This is a genomic window from Hymenobacter lucidus (assembly GCF_020447265.1).
GTDB classification, from domain to species: Bacteria; Bacteroidota; Bacteroidia; order Cytophagales; family Hymenobacteraceae; genus Hymenobacter; species Hymenobacter lucidus.
In genome coordinates, this window is record NZ_JAJADR010000001.1 from 1,515,129 (window position 1) to 1,534,786 (window position 19,658).

The window sequence follows — 19,658 nt, forward strand, 5'->3', positions numbered from 1 at the left end:
GTTATTGGCCTGTGGCAGCCAACGAGTAACAATCACCAATCAACAATCAGCTCACACCAATCAACTACAAAGACCACAACTATTAGCCAAAAGCTAGTAGCTATACGCTTAGTTTTGCACAAATATAAGTGATTCCCCCGTTCTCATGCTGTCGTCCGCACGTCGTTTTGCCGGTTATGTTGTCCCGTTGCTCACGGCGTTAGTCGGCTGTGGCCGTGCCGACCAAACAGGCGACGCGCGGCGGGTTTTTCGCTACAACCAGCCCGAGGCCCTGACCTCCCTGGACCCCGCTTTTTCCAACAAGCAGGCCAATATCTGGGCCGTGACCCAGCTCTACAACGGGTTGGTGGAGCTGGATTCGACCCTGCAGCCGGTGCCCTCTCTGGCCCGCCGCTACGATATTTCGGCCGACGGCCGGCACTACACCTTCCACCTGCGGCCCGGCGTGCGGTTTCACGATGCCGACGTATTTGCCGGCGGCAAGGGCCGCGCCGTGGTAGCCCGCGACTTCGTCTACAGCTTCCAGCGCCTGCTCGATGCTCCCACGGCCAGCCCCGGCGGCTGGATTTTCCGGGGCAAGGTGCTGGAGAAAGCCGGCGGGGAGCCTTCCGATACCTGTTTCGTGGCCGTGAATGACTCCACGCTACGCGTGCATCTGCGGGAGCCCTTCATTCCGTTTCTGGGCATTCTGGCCATGCCCTACGCCTACGTGGTGCCGCGCGAGGCCGTGGATAAGTACGGCAAGGATTTCCGGGAGCATCCGGTAGGCACGGGGCCGTTCCGCTTCAAGGAGTGGGACGAGGGCAATGCCATTATCTACCACCGCAACCCCTCCTACTGGAAAAAGGACGAGCAGGGCCGGCAGCTGCCCTACGTCGACGCGGTGCAGATCAGCTTTATTCAGGACCGCAAAACCGAGTTCCTGACCTTTATGCAGGGCAAGCTCGATTTCCTCTCCGGCATCCGGGCCGGCTCGCGCGACCTGATTATGCACCCCGACGGCACCGTGCGGCAAGACTTTCAGGGCAAATTCCGGCTCCAGAAAGCGCCGTATCTGAACACCGAGTACCTGGGCTTTCAGCTGGACCCCACCAACCTGCGCGGCGACGCGGCCAACCCCGCCCTGCGCGACAAACGGGTACGGCAGGCGCTGAGCTACGCCCTCAACAAACCCGAGCTGCTGGCCTATTTCCTCAACAACGTGGGCGTGCCGGGCCATTCGGGCTTCGTGCCCTCGTCGCTGCCCTCGTACAGTGAAAAGCTGGTGCCGGGCTACACATATGAACCCCAAAAGGCGCGGCAGCTGCTGGCCGCGGCGGGTTTCGGGCCCCAGAACCCGCTGAAGCTGCGGCTGGGCACGGTGGCCGAGCGCAAGGAAGTGTGCGAGTACCTGCAGAAGAAATGGGCCGAAGTGGGCGTGCAGGTGAGTATTGAGGTCAACCAGTCGGCGGCCCAGCAGGAAATGGTGGATAATGGCCGCGCCGCTTTCTTCACCAAAAGCTGGCTTGGCGACTACCCCGACGCGGAAAACTACCTGGCCTTGTTCTACAGCAAGAACTTCGCCCCGGCCGGGCCCAACAAAACCCACTTCAAAAGCGCTGAGTACGACCGGCTGTATGAGCAGGCCATCCGGGAGCAGAACGTGGCCAAGCGCTACGCCCTCTACCAGCAGATGGACCGTATTGTGGTAGCCGAATGCCCCGTCATTCCACTTTACTACGACCAAGTGGTGCGCCTCACCCAGAACAACATCCGGGGCCTGACGCCCAACCCGATGAACCAGCTGGTGCTGGAGCGGGTGCGCAAGGAGTAGGGCTCAGGCGGCGCTTACTGCGGGAGAATGTGGCCGGGGGCTGAACCCAACCGTAGGCTAACGGTTGTTGGTATATTCACCCAGCTCTATCCTCCATGCCCCACCGCTACCGGTTGCTCCTGCTTTTCCTGTTTGGTCTCACCTTGCACCTGCAGGCTCAAAATACCGGCCAGATCAGTGGCACCGTGCGCGACCGGGCCACTCAGGAGGTGCTGCCCGGCGTAACGGTGGTGCTCGACGGTACTGAGTTTGGCACCGCCACCGACGAGCAGGGTCGCTACAAGCTGGCGGGCGTGCCCACGGGCTCCTACAACCTGCGGGCCTCGTTTGTGGGCTACGAGCCGCTGCTGCGCAGTAACGTGAGCGTAACCAGCGGCAATGCCAACATCATTAATTTGGAGCTGAGTGCCGCCGCCAAGCAGCTGGGCGAGGTAACCGTGACGGCCAGCCGGGCCATCCGGGTAGCCACGGCCGAAACTCCGCTGAGCGTACAGCGCCTCAATACCGAGGAAATCAAGACCTTCCCGGGCGGCAACTTCGACATCTCGAAAGTGGTGCAGAGCCTGCCCGGCGTGGGCGGGGGCGGCACCGGCGGCACGGCCGGCTTCCGCAACGACATCATTATCCGGGGCGGGGCGCCCAACGAAAACGTGTACTACCTCGATGGTATTGAGGTGCCCGTCATCAACCACTTTGCTACTCAGGGCAGCACCGGCGGCCCGGCCGGCATCCTGAACGTGTCGTTTATCGAGGACGTGACGCTGAGCAGCTCGGCCTTCGAGGCCCGCTACGACAATGCTCTGAGCAGCGTGCTGCAATTCCGGCAGCGCGACGGCAACCCCGAGCGGATTCAGGGCAACGTGCGCCTGAGCGGGACGGAGGTGGCGGGCACCCTGGAGGGGCCGCTGGCCAAGAATACCACGTTTCTGGTGTCGTTGCGCCGCTCGTATCTGCAGCTGCTGTTCAAGGCCCTCGATCTGCCCATCCGGCCCGATTACTGGGATTCGCAGTTTAAAGTCACCACCAAACTCTCGGAAAAAACTACGCTGACGGCTCTGGGCCTGGGGGCGCTGGACCACTTCGAGGTGGCCGTACCCCGCAAGTCGTCGCCCGACAAGGAGTACGTCTTACGCTCCCAGCCCACCTTCGACCAGTGGAGCTACACTACTGGCCTGGCCCTGCGCCATTTGCTGCCCGGCGGCTTTCTGAATGTGGCTCTGAGCCGCACCCAGCTGGAAAATAAAATCGACCTGTTTGAGCGCGGCAAGCCCAAAGACGAGGAAAACCGCGTGTTTCTCACCCGCTCGGGCGAAACCGAAAACAAGCTGCGCGTGGACGTAAACCGCACGGCCGGCCGCTGGCAGTACGCCTACGGGGCCAGCGGCCAGCTGATGCACTATGACAACCGGTTTCAGCAGCGCCTGCGCCGCGAAATCCGGGACGGGCAGGGCGCGGTGGTAGCGCCGGGCGTCACGGTCAGCTTCGCTTCGGACCTGGATTTTGTGCGGTTCGGGGCCTTTGCCCAGGCTACCCGCACGCTGCTGCCCACGGGCCGGCTCACGGTGTCGGCCGGTATCCGCACCGATGGCAACTCCTTCACCGACGAGGGCCGCAACCTGTTGCAGACCCTGTCGCCGCGCTTGTCGGCGGCCTACGCCCTCACCGACAAGCTGAACTTGAACGCCTCGGTGGGCCGCTACTACAAGATTCCGCCGTCCACGATTCTAGGCTTCCGCGACGCCGGCGGGGCTTTCGTCAATAAACCCAACCGCTACATTCGCTCCGACCACTATGTAGCGGGCCTGGAGTTTTTGCCCCGGCCCACCACGCGCTTTACTCTGGAAGGATTCTACAAGAAATATAGCCACTACCCGGTGAGTGTGCGCAATGGTATTTCGCTGGCCAACCTGGGTGGCGACTTCGCGGCCCTGGGCAACGAGGCCGTCACCAGCACCGGCCGGGGCCGCACTTATGGGGTGGAGTTTTTCTTTCAGCAGAAGCTCACCCGCAAAACGTTTGCGGTAGTATCGTACACGGCTTTTCGCAGTGAGTTCAGCGGCCTGGATGGGCGCTATAAGCCCTCGGCCTGGGACTCGCGCCACCTCGTGTCGGCCCTGCTGGGGCGTAAGCTGGGCCGCAACTGGGAGCTGGGGCTGAAGTACCGCTTCGCCGCTGGCTCGCCCTACACGCCCTTCGACCTGGAGGCCTCACGCCAGAACTACGGCACCATCGGCAGCGGCATCCTCGACTTCAGCCAGCTCAACACCCAGCGCCTGGGCTCTTTCCAGCAGGTTGATTTTCGTCTCGACAAGAAGTACAACTTCCGCCGCCTCACCCTGGATTTTTACGTGGATGTGCAGAACGTATTCGCCGTCAAGTCGCCGGCCACGCCCAGCTACAGCTTCCAGCGCACCGACGACAATACGGCCTTCCTGACTACCGACGGCCAGCCCCTGCAGCCCGATGGCTCAAATGCCCTGCCGATTCTGATTGACAACGAAAGCGCGCTGGTAACGCCCACCATCGGCTTTATCGTGGAGTTTTAGCGGTGGGTCGGAGTTAGCAGGAAAGATGTGGAGACGCATAGTTGCGTCTTGTCGTCCGGGCCGTTGTTGTTCAACGAGGAGACGCAAGGATGCGTCTCTACCGCGTGCTGATAGTGCGTGAAACCACCTACCGGTCGGCGGCAGAAGTTGAGCCGCTCACTTTCTCAATTTCCGCCCCGATGTATTTCAGCAGCTCGTCCAGCTCGGGGGGCGTGCCTTCCTCGGCCTGCACGGTTTTCAGGCGCCCATTATCTTGCCGGATGCTGAGTACGGTGGCCGGCAAATCGAGGGAGCCTTGGGAATACCGCTCGTCGTAGGTGGCGAAGTTGAGGCGGCGGGCATCTTCCAGAATGGCTTTGATGGTAGCCGCGGGCAGTTTCAGTTCGTGCGCACCCGTGAGCGGCACGTCGCGGTAGCCGATGTAGGACACGCGCCCATCGGCGTAAATAGTGGCTTCGTAGTTGGGGCAGCGGCCGAAGCACGGGGTGCGCTTGAACACAATAACCGGCATCGAATCCACCTTTTTGGCGGCTACCGGCTGCTTCGTTACCACCTTCACCTTGGTTTTGGTGGGCGTAACGGCTACCATCTTGGTTTTGGCTTTCGTGGCCCGCAGGTTTTGAGCAGCGAGGCGGCCGGTGCCTAGCAGGGCGGCAAGTAGCAGAAGAAGAGCAAAGCGCATAGCAGTGGGGCCGGCAGGATGGAAGAGGGGTATAAGCTACAGAAAAAGAGCCACTCCGGAAAGCAAAACGCCTTCCGGCCGGGGGGCGGGAAGGCGTTTTGCTGTTATTACCTAGTCGGAACTACGAGCGGCGCGTGGGCTTCTTGGGTTTGTCGCCTTTCGGCTCCCGAGGCTCTCCGTCACCTTTCTTGGCCTGGGCCTCGCGCTCCTGGGCGGCTTTCATGGCCTCGGCCAGGCGGGCCTGGAAGCCCGAGGGCTTTTTGTCCTTGTTCTTCACCTTGTTGGCTTCGAGCTGGGCGCGCAGCTTGGTTTCATCCACGAAGCTACGGGTGATGAACTGCTGGCCGAAGGTGACCATGTTCGACACGAAGTAATACCAGGTGAGGCCGGCGGCAAAGCTGTTGAGTACAAACATGTAGATAACCGGCATTACGTAGCCAATCACCTTCATCTGACCCTGCATCTGGGTGTTTACCTGGTTGCTCTGCCACGTCATGAGCAAGGTGGAGGCCGTCATCAGCAGCGTGAAGAGGCTGATATGGTCGCCGTACCACTTGATGTAGAAGGGCAGCTTGATGAATACGTCGTAGCTGCTCAGGTCCTTAGCCCACAGAAAGTGCTCTTGCCGGAGCTCAATGGCGTTAGGAAAAAACTGGAACATGGCCAGTATAATCGGGATGGTAAGTATCGTGGGTATGCAGCCGGCTAGTGGGCTGACGCCGAAGGCCGAGTAGAGCTTCATCGTCTCGCTCTGCACCTTGGCCTGGTCGTCGCCGTACTTTTCCTTCAGCTCGTCGATTTCGGGCTTCAGCACTTTCATGCGCGCCTGCGACACATAGGTTTTGTAAGTAAGCGGCCAGGTAACGAGCTTAATGAGCAGCACCAGCAGGGCAATGATAATGCCGTAGGAACCGATAAACTGCTCCAGGAAGTGGAACACGGGCAGAATAATGCCCTTGTTGACCCAGCGGAAAATGCCCCAGCCCAGGAACACGTTGCGCTCAAAGCCAGGCGCCACGTTTTCCAGAATGGGCAGGGAGTTGGGCCCGAAATAGTAGCGGAAGTTCGCCTTGCCGCCTTGCACGTCGGCCACCGGAATGGCCAGCGTGGTGCTCATCGTTTTCAGGAACGTCTTGTCCTCCAAATCAACCTTGGAGTTGAACTGGCCGGTGCTGAACTGGTTGTCGGCAATGATGCCGGCAATGAAGAAGTCGTGCTTGTGAGCGGCCCACTTCAGGGGCTCGGCCACCTTGATTTCCTCGGGGTTCTCGGAAGCCTCCACCAGCGCGCCGTGGTCGTCGGTGGCCAGGTAGTGGTTGATGGTGGAGTGGTTGCGGTTCTGCTGGGCGTCCTGCTCGGTCTGGCGCACGTGGTCCACAAACGAGAAAGTGAGCGGCTCGGCGGCCAGGGTGCTGGCCACGCCGGGCATGCGCAAGGCATAGCCCACTTCGTATGAGTCGTCGAAGAGGGTATAATCTTCCTCGATGCTGCCACCGGCTACGGCGGCCGCGAAGGTCAGGCGCTGGCCTTTCCGCTCGCCCACGGTTACAGGCTGCACGGCAGAAGGCTGAAAGTAAAGGTCCGAAAGCTTGATGCTGCGGCCATCGGTGGTGCGGAAGCGGGTGTCAATCTGGGCGCTCTGGGCGTCAATCAGGTCGAGGGGCTTGCCGAAAAAGCTCTTGTACTTATTGAGGCGCACCGCTTCTACGCGGCCACCCTTGGTGGAGAACGTAACCGTCAGGTTGGCGTTCTGCAGTTGCACCTGCTGGGCCGTGCCCTGGGCGGCAGCCGCAAATGAGCCTAGCGTGCGGGCGGCCGTAGCCGAGTCGAGCGGGGCGGCGGGAGCTACACCGGCGCCGTTTTTAGCGGCGGCCGTCGTGGTGGCCTTGGCGGCGGGTTGTTCTTTCGGCGGCTTGGGCGAAAAGAAAAACAGGTAGACGAGGAGCAAGGCCGAAATCAGAAACAGGCCGGTTGCTTGGTTTTTGTCCATCGAAGGAGGGTACTGACGGGAAAAGGGTAAGGGCGCACCGCGCCGCGAAAGGCAAAGGTACGGGGAAAGCGCGGCTTGCCTCAAAAATCCGGCGAACCAGCGTAAAGGTCGGGAAATGGCAAGTGAATATTCGTAAACCGGCGTATTTGGCAGAAGCCCCGAGGAAATGGGCGGTATAAGGAGTGTTCTGCCAAAAGGGCGGATTCACACGCTAAGAATCTGACTTGCTAAGTTCCGGTGGGTCGCGGAAAGCAGCTAGCAGAAAAGTTACATCGTGGTGCCCTACACTTCTTAGTTACGCCAGGGCCTTTTCGCGGGCCAATCGTTGGTACTTCTCCACGGCTGCGCCTTTTCCAGTCTGAAGTTCTGCCAGCAAGCCCGGGTCAACGAGGGTGGAGCAATGCTGGGCTCCCCACAGGATGAGTTTTACCATGATGGGGACAATGGCCACGCCTTTTTCCGTCAGGCGGTAGGTAAACTTTGATTTCTTATCGGCGGCCACGGCCTTGGATACGATACCCTGCGCCTCAAGGCCGGCCAGGCGGTCGGCCAGGATGTTGGTCGCCATTTTTTCGGCCGACTGCAGGAATTGCCCATAGGTCGACTTGCCCGCAAATACCATGTCCCGCACAATCAGCAGGGTCCATTTATCCCCCAGCACGTCGAGCGACGTGCTGATAGGGCAAGTAGAACGCTGTTTTAGCTCTTTCATAAAAAACGATTCAACTTGCTTATTGCAAGTAATTTGTTCCATATTTGCACTTGCAAATCACAAGCAAATATACGCGGGTTTTGCCCCTGTCGGTAGTTGCTTGGTGTAGTACTCTTCTCACCACATTGCCTTTTTGCCAACCACGCAGTAGTGGTTTTTAATTTCTGCTTACCATGATTCTAGTAACCGGAGCTACCGGTGGCTTAGGCCACGAAACCATTAACTTCTTGCTCACGACCACCCCGGCCACGGAAATAGCCGCTCTAGTGCGCGACGTCAGCAAAGCTACCGACCTCGCGGACCGGGGCGTAGACGTGCGGCAGGCCGACTACTTCGACTACCCCGCGCTGGTGCAAGCCTTTCGGGGGGCCGAGAAGGTGCTGCTGGTTTCTGCCGTGGCCTTTACCGACCGGGCGCAGCAGCACCGCAACGTCATCGACGCCGCCAAGGAAGCCGGGGTCAAGCACTTGTTCTACACCAGTATCCAGCGCAGCTCCGATTTTGTGCTGACGGAGGTCACGGAAAGTGACCTGGCCACGGAAGCCTACCTCAAGGCGTCGGGGCTGGTCTACACCATTCTTAAAAACGGCTATTACTTCGAAGGTCTTGCGTACCTGATTGGGCGCGAGGTGCCGGACGCGGAAATACGTTTCCCGGCGGGAGAAGGCAAGATTGCGCTGGTCACGCGGACCGATCTGGCCGCCGCCACGGCGGCCCTACTAACCAGCGAGGGTCATGACAACCAGGAATATACTCTGACTGGGAGCGAAGCCTATTCGTTTCACGACATCGCCCGGGAACTTTCCGACTTAGCGGGCCGGCCCATCACGTACACCAACAGCGAGCCGGCGCCCTACATCGCGCAGCAAGTAGCCGCCGGCTTCCCCGAACCCGTCGCAAACTTCTTTGCCCAGTGGGGGGCCGCCACCCGGCACGACATGCTGGCTGGCACGCACGATACCGTCGAGCGGCTGCTGGGCCACAAGCCCACTTCGCTGCGGGAGTACCTGAGAACGACGTATTTCCCGGGTACCTGACCGCCGCCCATCTCTCGACGAACTGCCGCCGGCGACAACTGTTCGTAATGCCTTAGCGAAGCACGAGCCACTGAACCAAGCCGGAGGTTTTCTCTATTGGTTTGACAACACCCATAGAGCGGATGACAGCTGGACATAGCTGGCAAAACGACTATGAATATCTAAAAAGGCAAAAACGGTTAGCCTATAGAGCCCCGGTTTGGAAGAAGAACCCGCTATAGCGTGGCAATCCTTCTTCTGCGCGCCCTAGGCCCCACTCTTGCATCACGAAGCCCCGGTGTTTGAACAACATAGCACCAATCTGGCGCGACGCGCCCAAAAGAAAGCCCTTTCCCGTAGCAACGGGAAAGGGCTTTCTAGGTAAAGGATGGGACTACCTTTGTAGAGGACGAATGGCCGCGTCTGTGCTCGAAGCGCAGAATACTCGCCATGACAGGCTTCAGGCTAAAACTCGTTCTTGTGGTGCTGAATGGCGGCTTTCACAAAGCGCACGAACAGCGGGTGCGGGTTCTGGACCGTGCTTTTCAGCTCGGGGTGAAACTGCCCGGCCACAAACCACGGGTGGTTCTGCAGCTCAATGACTTCCACCAGGCCGGTATCGGGGTTGAGGCCCGAGGGAATCATGCCGGCCTGCTCGAACTGCTGCAAAAAGTCGTTGTTGAACTCGTAACGGTGCCGGTGCCGCTCACTGATGTGGTTGCGGCCGTAGGCTTTGGCGGCCTTCGAGCCTTTGCGCAGCTCGCAGCCATAGGCACCCAGGCGCATGGTGCCGCCCTTCTGCGTTATTTTCTTCTGCTCTTCCATCATTGAAATGACGGGGAAGGGCGAAACCGGGTCCATTTCCGTCGAGCTGGCGCCTTCGAGCTGCAGCACGTTGCGGGCAAACTCGACCACCGCGCACTGCATACCCAGGCAGATGCCGAAGAACGGAATCCGGTTTTCGCGCACGTACTTGATGGCCGTAATCTTGCCCTCGAAGCCCCGCTCGCCAAAGCCCGGTGCTACCAGCACGCCATCTACGCCATGTAGCAGCTGGGCAATATTTTCGGGCGTGATATTGTCGCTCTGAATGCTGCGTACCGTCACCTTGCACTCGTTCAAAGCGCCGGCGTGCACGAAGGCCTCATTGATAGACTTGTAGGCGTCGGGCAGTTCTACGTACTTGCCGACCAGGGCAATGGTGATTTCCTCGGTCGGGTTCTTGAGCCGGCCCAAAAAGTCCTTCCAGATTTCGAGGTCGGGCGCGGCGCTGCCACCGGTCAGGCGCATCTTCTTGATAACCCGCTCGTCGAGGTGCTCCTTGAGCATGAGCAGGGGCACGGAGTAGATGCTGTCGGCATCGAGGGCCTCGATGACCGAGTTGATTTTCACGTTGCAGAACAGCGCAATCTTCTTGCGCATCTCCATCGGAATGGGGTGTTCGGAGCGGCACACCAGGATGTCGGGCTGCAGGCCGGCCTCGCGCAGGTCGCGCACCGAGTGCTGGGTGGGCTTGGTTTTCAGCTCGCCGGCCGCGGCCAGGTAGGGCAGCAGCGTGAGGTGGATGACCACCGAGTCGTTCGGCGGCAGCTCCCAGCGCAGCTGGCGCACGGCCTCTACGAAGGGCAGGCTCTCAATGTCGCCGATGCAGCCCCCGATTTCGGTAATGACGATATCAAATTCGCCCCGCTCACCCAGCATCAGCATCCGGCGCTTGATTTCGTCAGTAATATGGGGTACCACCTGCACGGTTTTGCCGAGGTAGGCACCCTCGCGCTCCTGCCGGATGACGTGGTCGTAGATGCGGCCGGTCGTCACGTTGTTGGCCTGCGAGGTCGGCACGTTCAGAAACCGCTCGTAGTGGCCCAGGTCGAGGTCAGTTTCGGCCCCGTCATCGGTCACGTAGCATTCGCCGTGCTCGTACGGGTTCAGCGTACCAGGGTCGATGTTGATGTAGGGGTCAAACTTCTGGATGGTGACCCGGAAGCCTCGGGCCTGCAAAAGTTTGGCGAGGGAGGCGGCAATGATGCCTTTACCCAGGGAGGAAGTCACGCCGCCGGTAACGAAAATGTACTTGGCGGTAGTCGCGGGAGTAGGGGTTCTGTCTGGCATAACAGGACGCAAAGCTACTCAAATATGTGGGCCGGCCGGCGCTTATCTGAGAATCTTGCGCCCGTAACGGTAGGGTAGGAGGGGCGGCGGCGCCGGTTTATGGGGCGGCGAATTGTTGGCAATTGCGGCCTTAAAAAGCCTGGTTTTAATTAAATTATTACTTTAACTATTTGTATATAAAATGCTATTTATAAATTATATCTGACAAGTATTGCAATTGCTGATTCAGGCTGCATATTGCGCGCCCCAAATGCCTCTGCCATGCGCTACCTCCACACCTTGTTGCTGCTGATTTTCTGTAGTCTGGCCGCCGCCGCTTTGCCCGCCAGCGGCGACGACGACGACACGCCCGAAGCGGCGCTGCGCCGGGGCAAAGGTCCGCACTGGCTCAACCGGCTCATTACCACTTCGCCTATTCTGCGCCAGCACCACGTAGGCGTTTGCATCACCGATGCCGCTACCGGCGAGCAGCTCTACGAGCTCAACAGTGAGCAGTATTTCACCCCGGCCAGCACCATGAAGCTCTTTAGTCTGTATGCCGGCCTGCACCTGCTCGGCGACTCGCTGCCCAGCCTGCGCTACGTGGTGCGCCACGACTCGCTGCTGTTCTGGGGAACCGGCGACCCGACGCTGCTGCACGGCGACGTACCATCGCGCCGGGCCTTTGGTTTTCTGCAGAGCCGGCCCGAAAAACTGTTTTATGCGCCTATTCCCTGCGTTGAGGCCTTCGGTCCGGGCTGGAGCTGGGATGACTACAACTACTACTTCTCGCCCGAGCGGGGGCCTTTTCCGGTGTATGGCCACACGGTGCGCTTCTATGCCAAAGCCAACCAGCCCCTGCACGTAGCACCCCGCATTTTCACGGCCCTCGTGGAGCCCGCGCCTCCCAGCTTTGCCAGCACCGACCACGTGCGACGCTCGGTACTCGAAAACCGCTTTTACGTGCTGCCTTTCACCAAAAGCTGGATCGACGAAACGCCTTTTCGCACCAGTCCCGAGGTGCTGCTCAAGCTGCTCCAGGATACGCTGCGCCGCCCGGTGCAGGCGCTGCCCTGGGCGCTGCGGCCCCAGGATAGTGTGTACACGCTGCGCGGCCTGCCCGTCGATTCGCTCTACCGGCGCATGCTGCAGGTGAGCGACAATTTTCTGGCCGAGCAGCTGCTGCTGATGTGTTCCAGTCAGCTGGGGCCCGACTCACTGGATACCGGCCGTGCCATTCGGGCGGTGCGCCGGCAGTGGCTGCAGGACCTTCCCGACGCCCCACGCTGGGTGGATGGCTCGGGCCTGTCGCGCCTGAACCTGGCCACCCCCCGCGACCTGACGGCGCTGCTCTTTAAGCTGCACCAGGAAGTGCCCGAGCCGCGCCTGCTGAGCTTATTAGCGGCCGGTGGCGGGCACGGCACGCTGCGGCGCGGCTACCACGATGCCCGCGGCACCTGGTTCTGGGGCAAAACGGGTACGCTCACCAACGTGCACAACCTGAGTGGCTACTTGCGCACCCGCAAGGGCCGCCTGCTGGCCGTGAGCTTTATGAACAACCACCACGTAGTAGAAACCAGCGCCGTGCGCAAGGAAATGGAGCGGATTCTGGCCCAGGTAAGGGAAAAGATGTAACGGGCCGCCCGGGTTAGCGGAAACAGGTCCGCAAAATTCCTTCGCATCGTCTTTTCACTCCTTCAGATAGCAGAACGCCGCATTCGCCAAAGAGAGGCCGGGCCCGAAAAACCCGACAGTAGTTTTGATTCATAATCAGTGGTTAGAAGCTGGAAAGCAGGTTTTGACCCGATTGTAAGCCACTTACCGACACCGGTAAACGGCGCCAAACTACTTCACCTCTTTTCAGGATTCGGCTGGTGGCAGCCGATATATTCCCCGGTTGTATGCTGCACTTCTCCGCCCTTCCCGTTGCCTCTTCCAAAGCGCGTCAACTCGCGCTGGCTGGTTTCGCTCTGCTGGCCCCGCTGGCTGCCTCGGCCCAAACCATCACCAGCTTTTCGCCTACCTACGGCACGGTGGGCAGCAGCCTTACCATCACCGGCACCAGCCTGACCACGGCCACGGCCGTGCAGATCAACGGGGAAACGATGCGCATCACGGCTACCAACGCCGTAGCCGGCACCATTACCGTAAAGGTGCCCGCCTCGGCCAGCACCGGCCTGCTGCGCGTTACTACGGGCACGGGTACCGTGTTGTCAGACAAGGGGTTCCGGGTAACGCGCCAGTCCACCTCGTTTAGCTACCCGGCCAGCGGTACGGCTACCGGCGCCGGCAACCTAGGCGACTACTCGACCCCTACCATTGCCGACCTCGACGATGACGGCCTGCTGGATATGATTGTGGGCTACGGCGACGGAGCCAACAATACCAACGGCGGCACCTTGCGCCGCTTCGAGCAAACCAGCCTCACCGACGGTACGTTCGGCAGCAGTGCCACCACTACTCCACGTACCCTCACGGTAGGCGCGGCGGCCAGTGGGGCCACCAACCCCGCCATTACCGTGGCCAACTACGCCAAGCCCTGGCTAACCGACCTCGACGGTGATGGCCTGCTGGATATGCTGGTGGGCGAAACCGGCGGCACTATCCGCCTCTACGAGCAGAATTCGACGCTGTATCCCAACAACTTTGGCCCGCCCATCACTCTGTTTGCCAACCCCGACGCGACGACTCCGGCCAACCGCTACTACGCCCGCCCCACGGTAGTTGATCTGGACAACGACGGCCTGCTTGATATTCTGGTAGGCGCCAACGATGGTTTCATCCGGCGCTACGAGCAGAAAGTGGCCGGTGCCAATACCACCGCCAACTTTAACGACTTGGGCACGCTGAAAACCTCGGGCGGCTTGGCCATCGACGGTGGTGACGTATCGAAGGCGCAGGTACTCGACATCGACGGCGACGGGCTGCTCGACCTGCTCATCGGTAATGCGGCCGGCAATGTGTTGCAGTATGTGCAAAGCAGCGTTGGGGCTGCCACCTTCGACCGGGTGGGCACGGGCAGCTTCAACGGCATTGCCCTGGGCGCCGGCCAGTATGCGGCCCCGCTGATGGCCGATGTGGACAACGACGGCCTGATGGATCTGCTGCTGGGTAACTTCAACTTGGCCTCCGGCGACATTCAGCGCTACGAGCAGTCGGCCAGCACGGCCACGCCGCTCCCGGTGGTACTTACCTCCTTCACCGGCCAGCTCGCTACGGCCGGCGCCACTTTGCGCTGGGTTACGGCCTCGGAGTTGCATAGTGCCGCTTTCGTGGTAGAGCGTTCTGCCGACGGCCGCACGTTTGCCGACATCAGCACCCTGACCGCAGCCGGCACTACCAATGCTGCTCACGCCTACAGCTACTTGGATGCGACAGCCAATACGCAAACCAGCACGACGCTTTATTACCGTCTGCGGCAGGTAGACCAGGATGGCACCACGGCCTACTCGCCGGTCGTGACGCTGACCCGGACCACTGCTTCGGCTGCCTCGACCCGCTCCCAAACGGCTTCGGCTTATCCGAACCCCTTTACGGAAAGCCTGTACGTGGTGCTGCCCGCCGGCTCGGAACCGCAGGCTGCCCATCTGGAGCTGGCTACGCTCACCGGCCAAGTATTGTACGCTGGTCAGCTGCAGCTGAGCGCCGTGCCCCAGCAGCTCACCAACCTGCCCGCTTTGACGCCCGGCTTATACATTGTACGCCTGACCACTGCCAGTGGCACGACGATGCAGCGCGTAAGCCGCCGCTAGTTCCGCGCTACCACCCAACGGCCGCCTGCTCATGCTGCTTCTTTACGGGGCAGCACGAGCAGGCGCCGCCGTTTCGGAGTAGTACAAATTGAGGTTGCCACAATAGCGGCGGTTAGGGAACGACAAGCCGGAGGTAAAGTGTCTGTTATAATAATGCGTTGAAAATCAGCGTCAACTACGGTTGTGCTGGGATGGATGGGCGATAATCGGTAGATTCAGGCCTGCATTCACTATTGACTAATAGTCCGATGAGTCGTTCTGTTGGTTTTCTACCTGGTATCACCTTAAATTTTTCTGCTGTGCGTTGCTTGCTCCTCTACTCGCTGGTGGCCGGTCTTAGTGCTGGTGCAACTACCCTGGCACTTCCCGCCGCCGCTACTTCTCCGCGTACCGGCCCTACTGGTCTGGCGCCGGTGGCCCTGCCGGTGCAAAATGCCGGTACTGGCCTCACGGGCAGCTACTTCGCCAGTGGCTCACTGGCCGGGGCTACGGTACTGCGCCGCGTCGATCCGGCCATCGACTTCAACTGGGGGCAGGGCTCACCCGGCCCGGGCCTACCCAACGACAATTTCTCGGCCCGCTGGGAAGGCTTGGTAGCGGCAGCCTCCACGGGCAGCTACCGTTTCGTGGCCAAAACCAACGACGAAGTACGGGTGTGGGTAAACGGTAAAAAGATTATCGACACCTTCAACGGCAGCAAAAGCGGTGCCCAGAGCAGTGGCGTTGGGTTGGCGGCCGGCGAGAAAACCACCATCAAGATTGAGTTTGCCGAAGGCGAAGGCGACGCCCAGTTTCAGCTGATGTGGGCCCCGCCCGGTCAAAGCCCTCAGCTGATACCCAGCAGCAGTCTGTATCCGCTCGGCTCGCCTACCACCCCCGACCCGCCGGGCTCCACCCCACCCGTAGTGGCCAAAGCGGCCGTGAAGCCCACGCCCAAGCCCGCCCCGGCCAAAGCGCCCGTGAAGCCGGAACCTAAGCCGGCCGTAGCCAAAGCCGCCGCGCCGGCTAAGCCCGTAGCCAAAGTGCCCGCCGCCGAAACCGAGGAAGCCAAGGCCGCCAGAGCCGCCAAGGCCGCCGCTGCTGTCGAAGCCAAAGCCCAGGCCGTAGCCGATGCCAAGGCCAAAGCCGAAGCCAAGGCCGTAGCCGAAGCTAAAGTGAAAGCCGATAAAGCAGCGGCCAAAGCGGCAGCAGAAACAGCCAAAGCCAATAAGGAAAATCCGCCGCCCATTGCGCCCGGCGTATACGTGCTGACCTCGCGCACCACCGGCAAGCCTCTGGAAGTGGTAGACCCCTATCGGCCCAATACCCACGCCTACCAGCCCGAGGCCGTGGGTGCCGCCGCAGTACCAGGCACGCCGGCCGCGGCCCGCAGCACAGCCCCGCAGTGGCGCATCGAAAGCCTGAGCGACGGGTACTACCGCCTCGTGGTGCCCGGCAACAACCGCGTGCTGGAAGTGCTGGGCAGCTCTACCTCCAACGGCGCCGACCTGGATTTGTGGCCCTACTACAGCGGCAACAACCAGGTATGGCGCATCGAGCCGGCCGAGCAGGAAGGCTACTATAAGCTGGTGGCCAAGCACAGCAAAAAAGCTTTGACGGCCCGCGACTCGGCTGATGCCGCCGCTGGCGAAATAAAGCAGTGGCGTGACAACGGCCGCGAAAACCAGATGTGGAAATTACAACCGGTGCAAGCCCAGGAGCCGACTCCCGTGGCTATGGCCGGCAACCGGGCTGGTATAGGAGCCCACAAAATGAGCCTCTACCCCAACCCCAGCAACGGCGTGGTGCAGCTACGCTACGAGCTGCCCGAGGAAATGCCGATGGGCTGGGTGCTCTACAACCAGAGCGGCGCCCCGGTGCGCGTATCCGACTACCGCAAGCAGCCCGCCGGAACCCACCACCAAACTCTGGACTTCACTGGCCTGCCCACCGGCGACTACAACCTGCGCATGACCGTAGGCACCGTCACAACCCGCGAATCATTGCAGCTGCGCAGCCCGAAGGCGGTAATTCCGGACGCGGCGGCCAACCCGAACGGCAACTAAGCATTTTTGATGTGACTGAATACAAACGGGCGGCTCCAGATGGGGCCGCCCGTTTTGTGTTTGTGTGGTGACTACCTAGACAAAGGTAGAGCTGATGAGGGCTGATGTGTTGTCTTATCTGGAACGTTTTTCACCACTAATGGAACAGTCATGTCGAGCCTGTTGAAGCATCTCTACTGCACTGGTAATCAGATTGCTTTGGCGGTAGAGATGCTTCGACAGGCTCAGCATGACGTTCATTCTTCTTGCTTTTTCTGCTTGGCTTAATACAGTACCCGAAACTTAATTGTGTGCTCTACCTCGCGCAGGGCCTGAATTACTTCCTGGTCGTATTCCTGGTTGATATCGGTGATGACGTAGCCGATGTGCTCGTTGGTTTTCAGGTACTGGCCCAGGATGTTGACGTGGTGCTCGGCCAACACGTTGTTGATGCGGGCCAGCACGCCGGGCACGTTGGCGTGAATGTGGATGAGGCGGTGGGCTTGCTGAATGGGCAGCTGAATGTTGGGGAAGTTGACGCTCTGCTGGGTGTTGCCGGTATTTACGTACTGCATGATGCGCTCCGGCACAAACTCGGCAATGTTGCGCTGGGCCTCGGCCGTGCTACCGCCGATGTGGGGCGTGAGCAGCACGTTGGGCAGGCCGCGCAGTTCGTTTTCGAAACTTTCGCTGTTGGTTTTGGGCTCGTAGGGAAACACATCCACGGCCGCGCCGCCGAGGTGGCCGCTGCGCAGGGCGGCGGCCAGGGCCGGCACATCTACTACGTGGCCACGGGCGTTGTTGAGGAACAAGGCGCCGGGCTTCATCAAGGCCAGTTCGCGGGCCCCGATGAAGTTCTCGTTTTCCCGCCGGCCGTCGATGTGCAACGTGACGACGTCGGCCTGCTGGAGCAGCTCTTCCAGGGTGCGGCAGCGCACGGCGTTGCCCAGCTGCAGCTTTTCGGCCACGTCGTAGTAGAGCACCTGCATTCCTACGGCCTCGGCCACCACCGAAAGCTGGCTGCCGATGTTGCCGTAGCCCACGATGCCGAGCTTCTTGCCCCGGATTTCAAACGCGCCCTTCGCCGACTTATCCCACTCGCCCAGGTGCATCTTGGGGTTTTTCTCCGGAATGCGGCGGGCCAGCACGATGATTTCGCCCAAAGCCAGCTCCACCACCGAGCGGGTGTTGCTGAACGGGGCATTAAACACGGCCACGCCGCGCTTCATGGCTTCGGGGAGGTCAATCTGGTTGGTGCCGATGCAGAAGGCGCCGATGGCAATCAGGCGGTTGGCTTTTTCCAGCACCCGGGCCGTTACCTGGGTTTTGCTCCGGATGCCCAGGATGCTCACGCCCTCGATGCGCTCCATCAGCTCGTCTTCGTCGAGGCCACCGGGCACGGTATCCACTTGGTAGCCTTCGGCCCGGAACAGCTCGGCGGCCCGCACGTCGGGGTTTTCGAGCAGCAATACTTTGATGCGGTTTTTGGGGTAGCTCAGGGTCATGGGTAGCTTATTCTGGTAGAGAAACTCGTCGAAAGAGGGAAGAACTTCATCGGCGCGGGCCACTACGGCGGCGCGGCTCACGTTTTCGGTAAAGGCGTAAAAGCGGTTGGCCAGGCCTGCCTCGCGAATCTGGTAGTCGGTGTAGCCGTCGCCGAGCACGTACACGTCGCCGCTCAGATCCAGCTCCCGCAGCTGCAGAATCTTGCCCCCGTCGCGGCTCAGCACGTTGTTGGGGTCGAAGCCGGTGATGCGGCCCGTCTCGTCGAAGGTGAAGGTGTTGGCCAGCACATGGTCGGCGTCGATGCCGAAGTCGGCTACGACGGGCTCGATAAACTCGCGGAAGCCGCTGCTCACGATGTAGATGCGGCCCGGAAACTGCTCGAAGAAGCCCCGGTTGCGCACGATACTCTCCGACACCTTGCCCTTGAGCTGCTGCACCAGCAGCGGCAAATGCTCGCGCCGAGCCGGCAGCAGGGCCAGCCGCTGCTTCAACGACTCCGAGAAGCTCAGGCTGCCGCTCATGCCCCGGTCGGTGAGGGCCCGGATGTCGCCGACTACTTTTTCGCGGTCGGGGTGGCCCTGCAAGGCAATATCGGCCAACTCATCGAGACCTTCCACCTGGGTGAAGGTACTGTCGAAGTCGATGATGAGGTAGGGCAACGGGGTGTTCGGTTTGGGCATAGTGGCGGTAATATCGGGCACAAAAGCCATTCGGGCTGGGAAAATTCTTGCCGGAAGTTTACAACCTTTGCTCAGCTTGGTGGCTCATCCTCAAAATACCTTAGCCCTCAGTAGTTGTTATGAAGAAGTGTACGCTATTTTTCCTTGGTGCCCTGGCCGCCCACCTCAGCTACGGCCAGCAGACGGAGGTTTCGTTTCACCTCACTTCGGGTGCGGCCAGTTTCCGGGGCTCCTCGGCTGCCGGTAGCTCCTTTATTATTGCCCCCATGATGGGGGAAGGACCGTATACCAACAACATCTACGGCTCCCGACCTGCCTTTTCCTACGGGGTGGCGGGGCAGGCCCAGCGCCTCACCGAAGGTGAAAACCTGGTGGGTGTGCAGGCCGGCTATGAGGTATTGCGTAGCCGCGTGCAGATTGTTAGCGTGGTTAACCGGTCCAATCAGGTCATTGCCACGGATGGCAAAAGTATCCTTACCAACTCCTTTGTCAGCGTGCATCCGTTTGGGGGCCACCGTTTCGAGCTGCCTGGCGTGGCGTTGGACCTGACGGCGGGCCCGGAAATGGGGCTGCTGCTGCACAGCGAGGAGAAAGGGGAGGCGCTAAGCCCTACCGGAGCCCGCTACACCAGCAGCCGTGGCCACGACCATCCCGAAGTAGATATCCGCTTCCGGGCCAACCTGACGGCTCACCACCAGCGCACTTCCCTGTCGGTGGGCTATTCCTATGGGCTGACCAACTACCGCAGAAGTGAGCTGGGCAGCACGGGAGAAGCGTACACGCAGGTTTTTCGGGTGGGCCTGGGGTTCCGGTTGCTGGAGCTGTAGCCAATGGAGGATTTCGGCG

At 60.6% G+C, this 19,658-nt stretch carries 12 protein-coding genes; 7 read left to right on the plus strand and 5 right to left on the minus strand.

Annotation, left to right across the window (positions count from 1 at the left end):
- The first annotated feature begins 145 nt into the window (after window positions 1-145).
- Window positions 146-1,813 carry an ABC transporter substrate-binding protein gene (locus LGH74_RS06455; RefSeq protein ID WP_226173505.1) on the plus strand — a complete coding sequence of 556 codons (1,668 nt, stop codon included), beginning with the start codon at window positions 146-148 and terminating at the stop codon, window positions 1,811-1,813.
- Between the two features lie 95 nt (window positions 1,814-1,908).
- On the plus strand, window positions 1,909-4,359 hold the full coding sequence (locus tag LGH74_RS06460) for a TonB-dependent receptor (protein ID WP_226173506.1): 2,451 nt from the start codon (window positions 1,909-1,911) through the stop codon (window positions 4,357-4,359).
- Window positions 4,360-4,486: 127 nt separating this feature from the next.
- On the opposite strand, the gene LGH74_RS06465 is transcribed toward LGH74_RS06460, so the two are convergent.
- The 3 genes from LGH74_RS06465 to LGH74_RS06475 form a co-directional block, all read right to left on the minus strand.
- A complete protein-coding gene (locus tag LGH74_RS06465) occupies window positions 4,487-5,041 on the minus strand; it encodes a DUF6438 domain-containing protein (protein WP_226173508.1) in 555 nt (184 codons plus the stop codon).
- A gap of 121 nt (window positions 5,042-5,162) precedes the next feature.
- Window positions 5,163-7,031, minus strand: a complete 1,869-nt coding sequence (gene yidC, locus LGH74_RS06470) for a membrane protein insertase YidC (protein WP_226173509.1) — start codon at window positions 7,029-7,031, stop codon at window positions 5,163-5,165.
- Window positions 7,032-7,326: 295 nt separating this feature from the next.
- Window positions 7,327-7,743 carry a winged helix-turn-helix transcriptional regulator gene (locus LGH74_RS06475; protein ID WP_226173511.1) on the minus strand — a complete coding sequence of 139 codons (417 nt, stop codon included), beginning with the start codon at window positions 7,741-7,743 and terminating at the stop codon, window positions 7,327-7,329.
- Window positions 7,744-7,916: 173 nt separating this feature from the next.
- Here LGH74_RS06475 and LGH74_RS06480 point away from each other — a divergent pair, with 173 nt between their 5' ends.
- Entirely contained in the window at window positions 7,917-8,780 is an 864-nt protein-coding gene (locus LGH74_RS06480) for an SDR family oxidoreductase (RefSeq protein ID WP_226173513.1), read from the plus strand.
- A gap of 444 nt (window positions 8,781-9,224) precedes the next feature.
- Here LGH74_RS06480 and pyrG read toward each other — a convergent pair whose 3' ends face one another.
- Window positions 9,225-10,871, minus strand: a complete 1,647-nt coding sequence (gene pyrG, locus LGH74_RS06485; RefSeq protein WP_226173515.1) for a CTP synthase — start codon at window positions 10,869-10,871, stop codon at window positions 9,225-9,227.
- A gap of 261 nt (window positions 10,872-11,132) precedes the next feature.
- Between pyrG and LGH74_RS06490 the strand changes: the two genes are divergently transcribed.
- The 3 genes from LGH74_RS06490 to LGH74_RS06500 all read left to right on the plus strand — a co-directional run bounded on the left by LGH74_RS06490 (window position 11,133) and on the right by LGH74_RS06500 (window position 16,647).
- Window positions 11,133-12,485 (plus strand): D-alanyl-D-alanine carboxypeptidase/D-alanyl-D-alanine-endopeptidase, encoded by a 1,353-nt coding sequence (locus LGH74_RS06490; RefSeq protein WP_226173517.1) that lies wholly within the window; start codon window positions 11,133-11,135, stop codon window positions 12,483-12,485.
- 266 nt (window positions 12,486-12,751) lie between these two features.
- Entirely contained in the window at window positions 12,752-14,602 is a 1,851-nt protein-coding gene (locus LGH74_RS06495) for an FG-GAP-like repeat-containing protein (RefSeq protein WP_226173519.1), read from the plus strand.
- A gap of 299 nt (window positions 14,603-14,901) precedes the next feature.
- Entirely contained in the window at window positions 14,902-16,647 is a 1,746-nt protein-coding gene (locus LGH74_RS06500) for a PA14 domain-containing protein (protein ID WP_226173521.1), read from the plus strand.
- A gap of 263 nt (window positions 16,648-16,910) precedes the next feature.
- Here LGH74_RS06500 and serA read toward each other — a convergent pair whose 3' ends face one another.
- Complete coding sequence (serA, locus tag LGH74_RS06505) at window positions 16,911-18,812, minus strand: phosphoglycerate dehydrogenase (protein WP_226173523.1); 1,902 nt, start codon at window positions 18,810-18,812, stop codon at window positions 16,911-16,913.
- A 119-nt stretch (window positions 18,813-18,931) separates the two neighbouring features.
- On the opposite strand from serA, the gene LGH74_RS06510 reads away from it, so the two are divergent.
- Window positions 18,932-19,639 carry a hypothetical protein gene (locus LGH74_RS06510; RefSeq protein ID WP_226173525.1) on the plus strand — a complete coding sequence of 236 codons (708 nt, stop codon included), beginning with the start codon at window positions 18,932-18,934 and terminating at the stop codon, window positions 19,637-19,639.
- Window positions 19,640-19,658: the final 19 nt, after the last annotated feature.

Coding starts and splice junctions, on each gene's coding strand:
- LGH74_RS06460 (WP_226173506.1), top strand. CDS start 1,909: ATGCCCCACCGCTACCGGTTGCTCCTGCTTTTCCTGTTTGGTCTCACC.
- pyrG (WP_226173515.1), bottom strand. CDS start 10,871: ATGCCAGACAGAACCCCTACTCCCGCGACTACCGCCAAGTACATTTTC.
- LGH74_RS06480 (WP_226173513.1), top strand. CDS start 7,917: ATGATTCTAGTAACCGGAGCTACCGGTGGCTTAGGCCACGAAACCATT.
- LGH74_RS06510 (WP_226173525.1), top strand. CDS start 18,932: ATGAAGAAGTGTACGCTATTTTTCCTTGGTGCCCTGGCCGCCCACCTC.
- LGH74_RS06490 (WP_226173517.1), top strand. CDS start 11,133: ATGCGCTACCTCCACACCTTGTTGCTGCTGATTTTCTGTAGTCTGGCC.
- LGH74_RS06475 (WP_226173511.1), bottom strand. CDS start 7,743: ATGAAAGAGCTAAAACAGCGTTCTACTTGCCCTATCAGCACGTCGCTC.
- yidC (WP_226173509.1), bottom strand. CDS start 7,031: ATGGACAAAAACCAAGCAACCGGCCTGTTTCTGATTTCGGCCTTGCTC.
- serA (WP_226173523.1), bottom strand. CDS start 18,812: ATGCCCAAACCGAACACCCCGTTGCCCTACCTCATCATCGACTTCGAC.
- LGH74_RS06495 (WP_226173519.1), top strand. CDS start 12,752: ATGCTGCACTTCTCCGCCCTTCCCGTTGCCTCTTCCAAAGCGCGTCAA.
- LGH74_RS06455 (WP_226173505.1), top strand. CDS start 146: ATGCTGTCGTCCGCACGTCGTTTTGCCGGTTATGTTGTCCCGTTGCTC.
- LGH74_RS06465 (WP_226173508.1), bottom strand. CDS start 5,041: ATGCGCTTTGCTCTTCTTCTGCTACTTGCCGCCCTGCTAGGCACCGGC.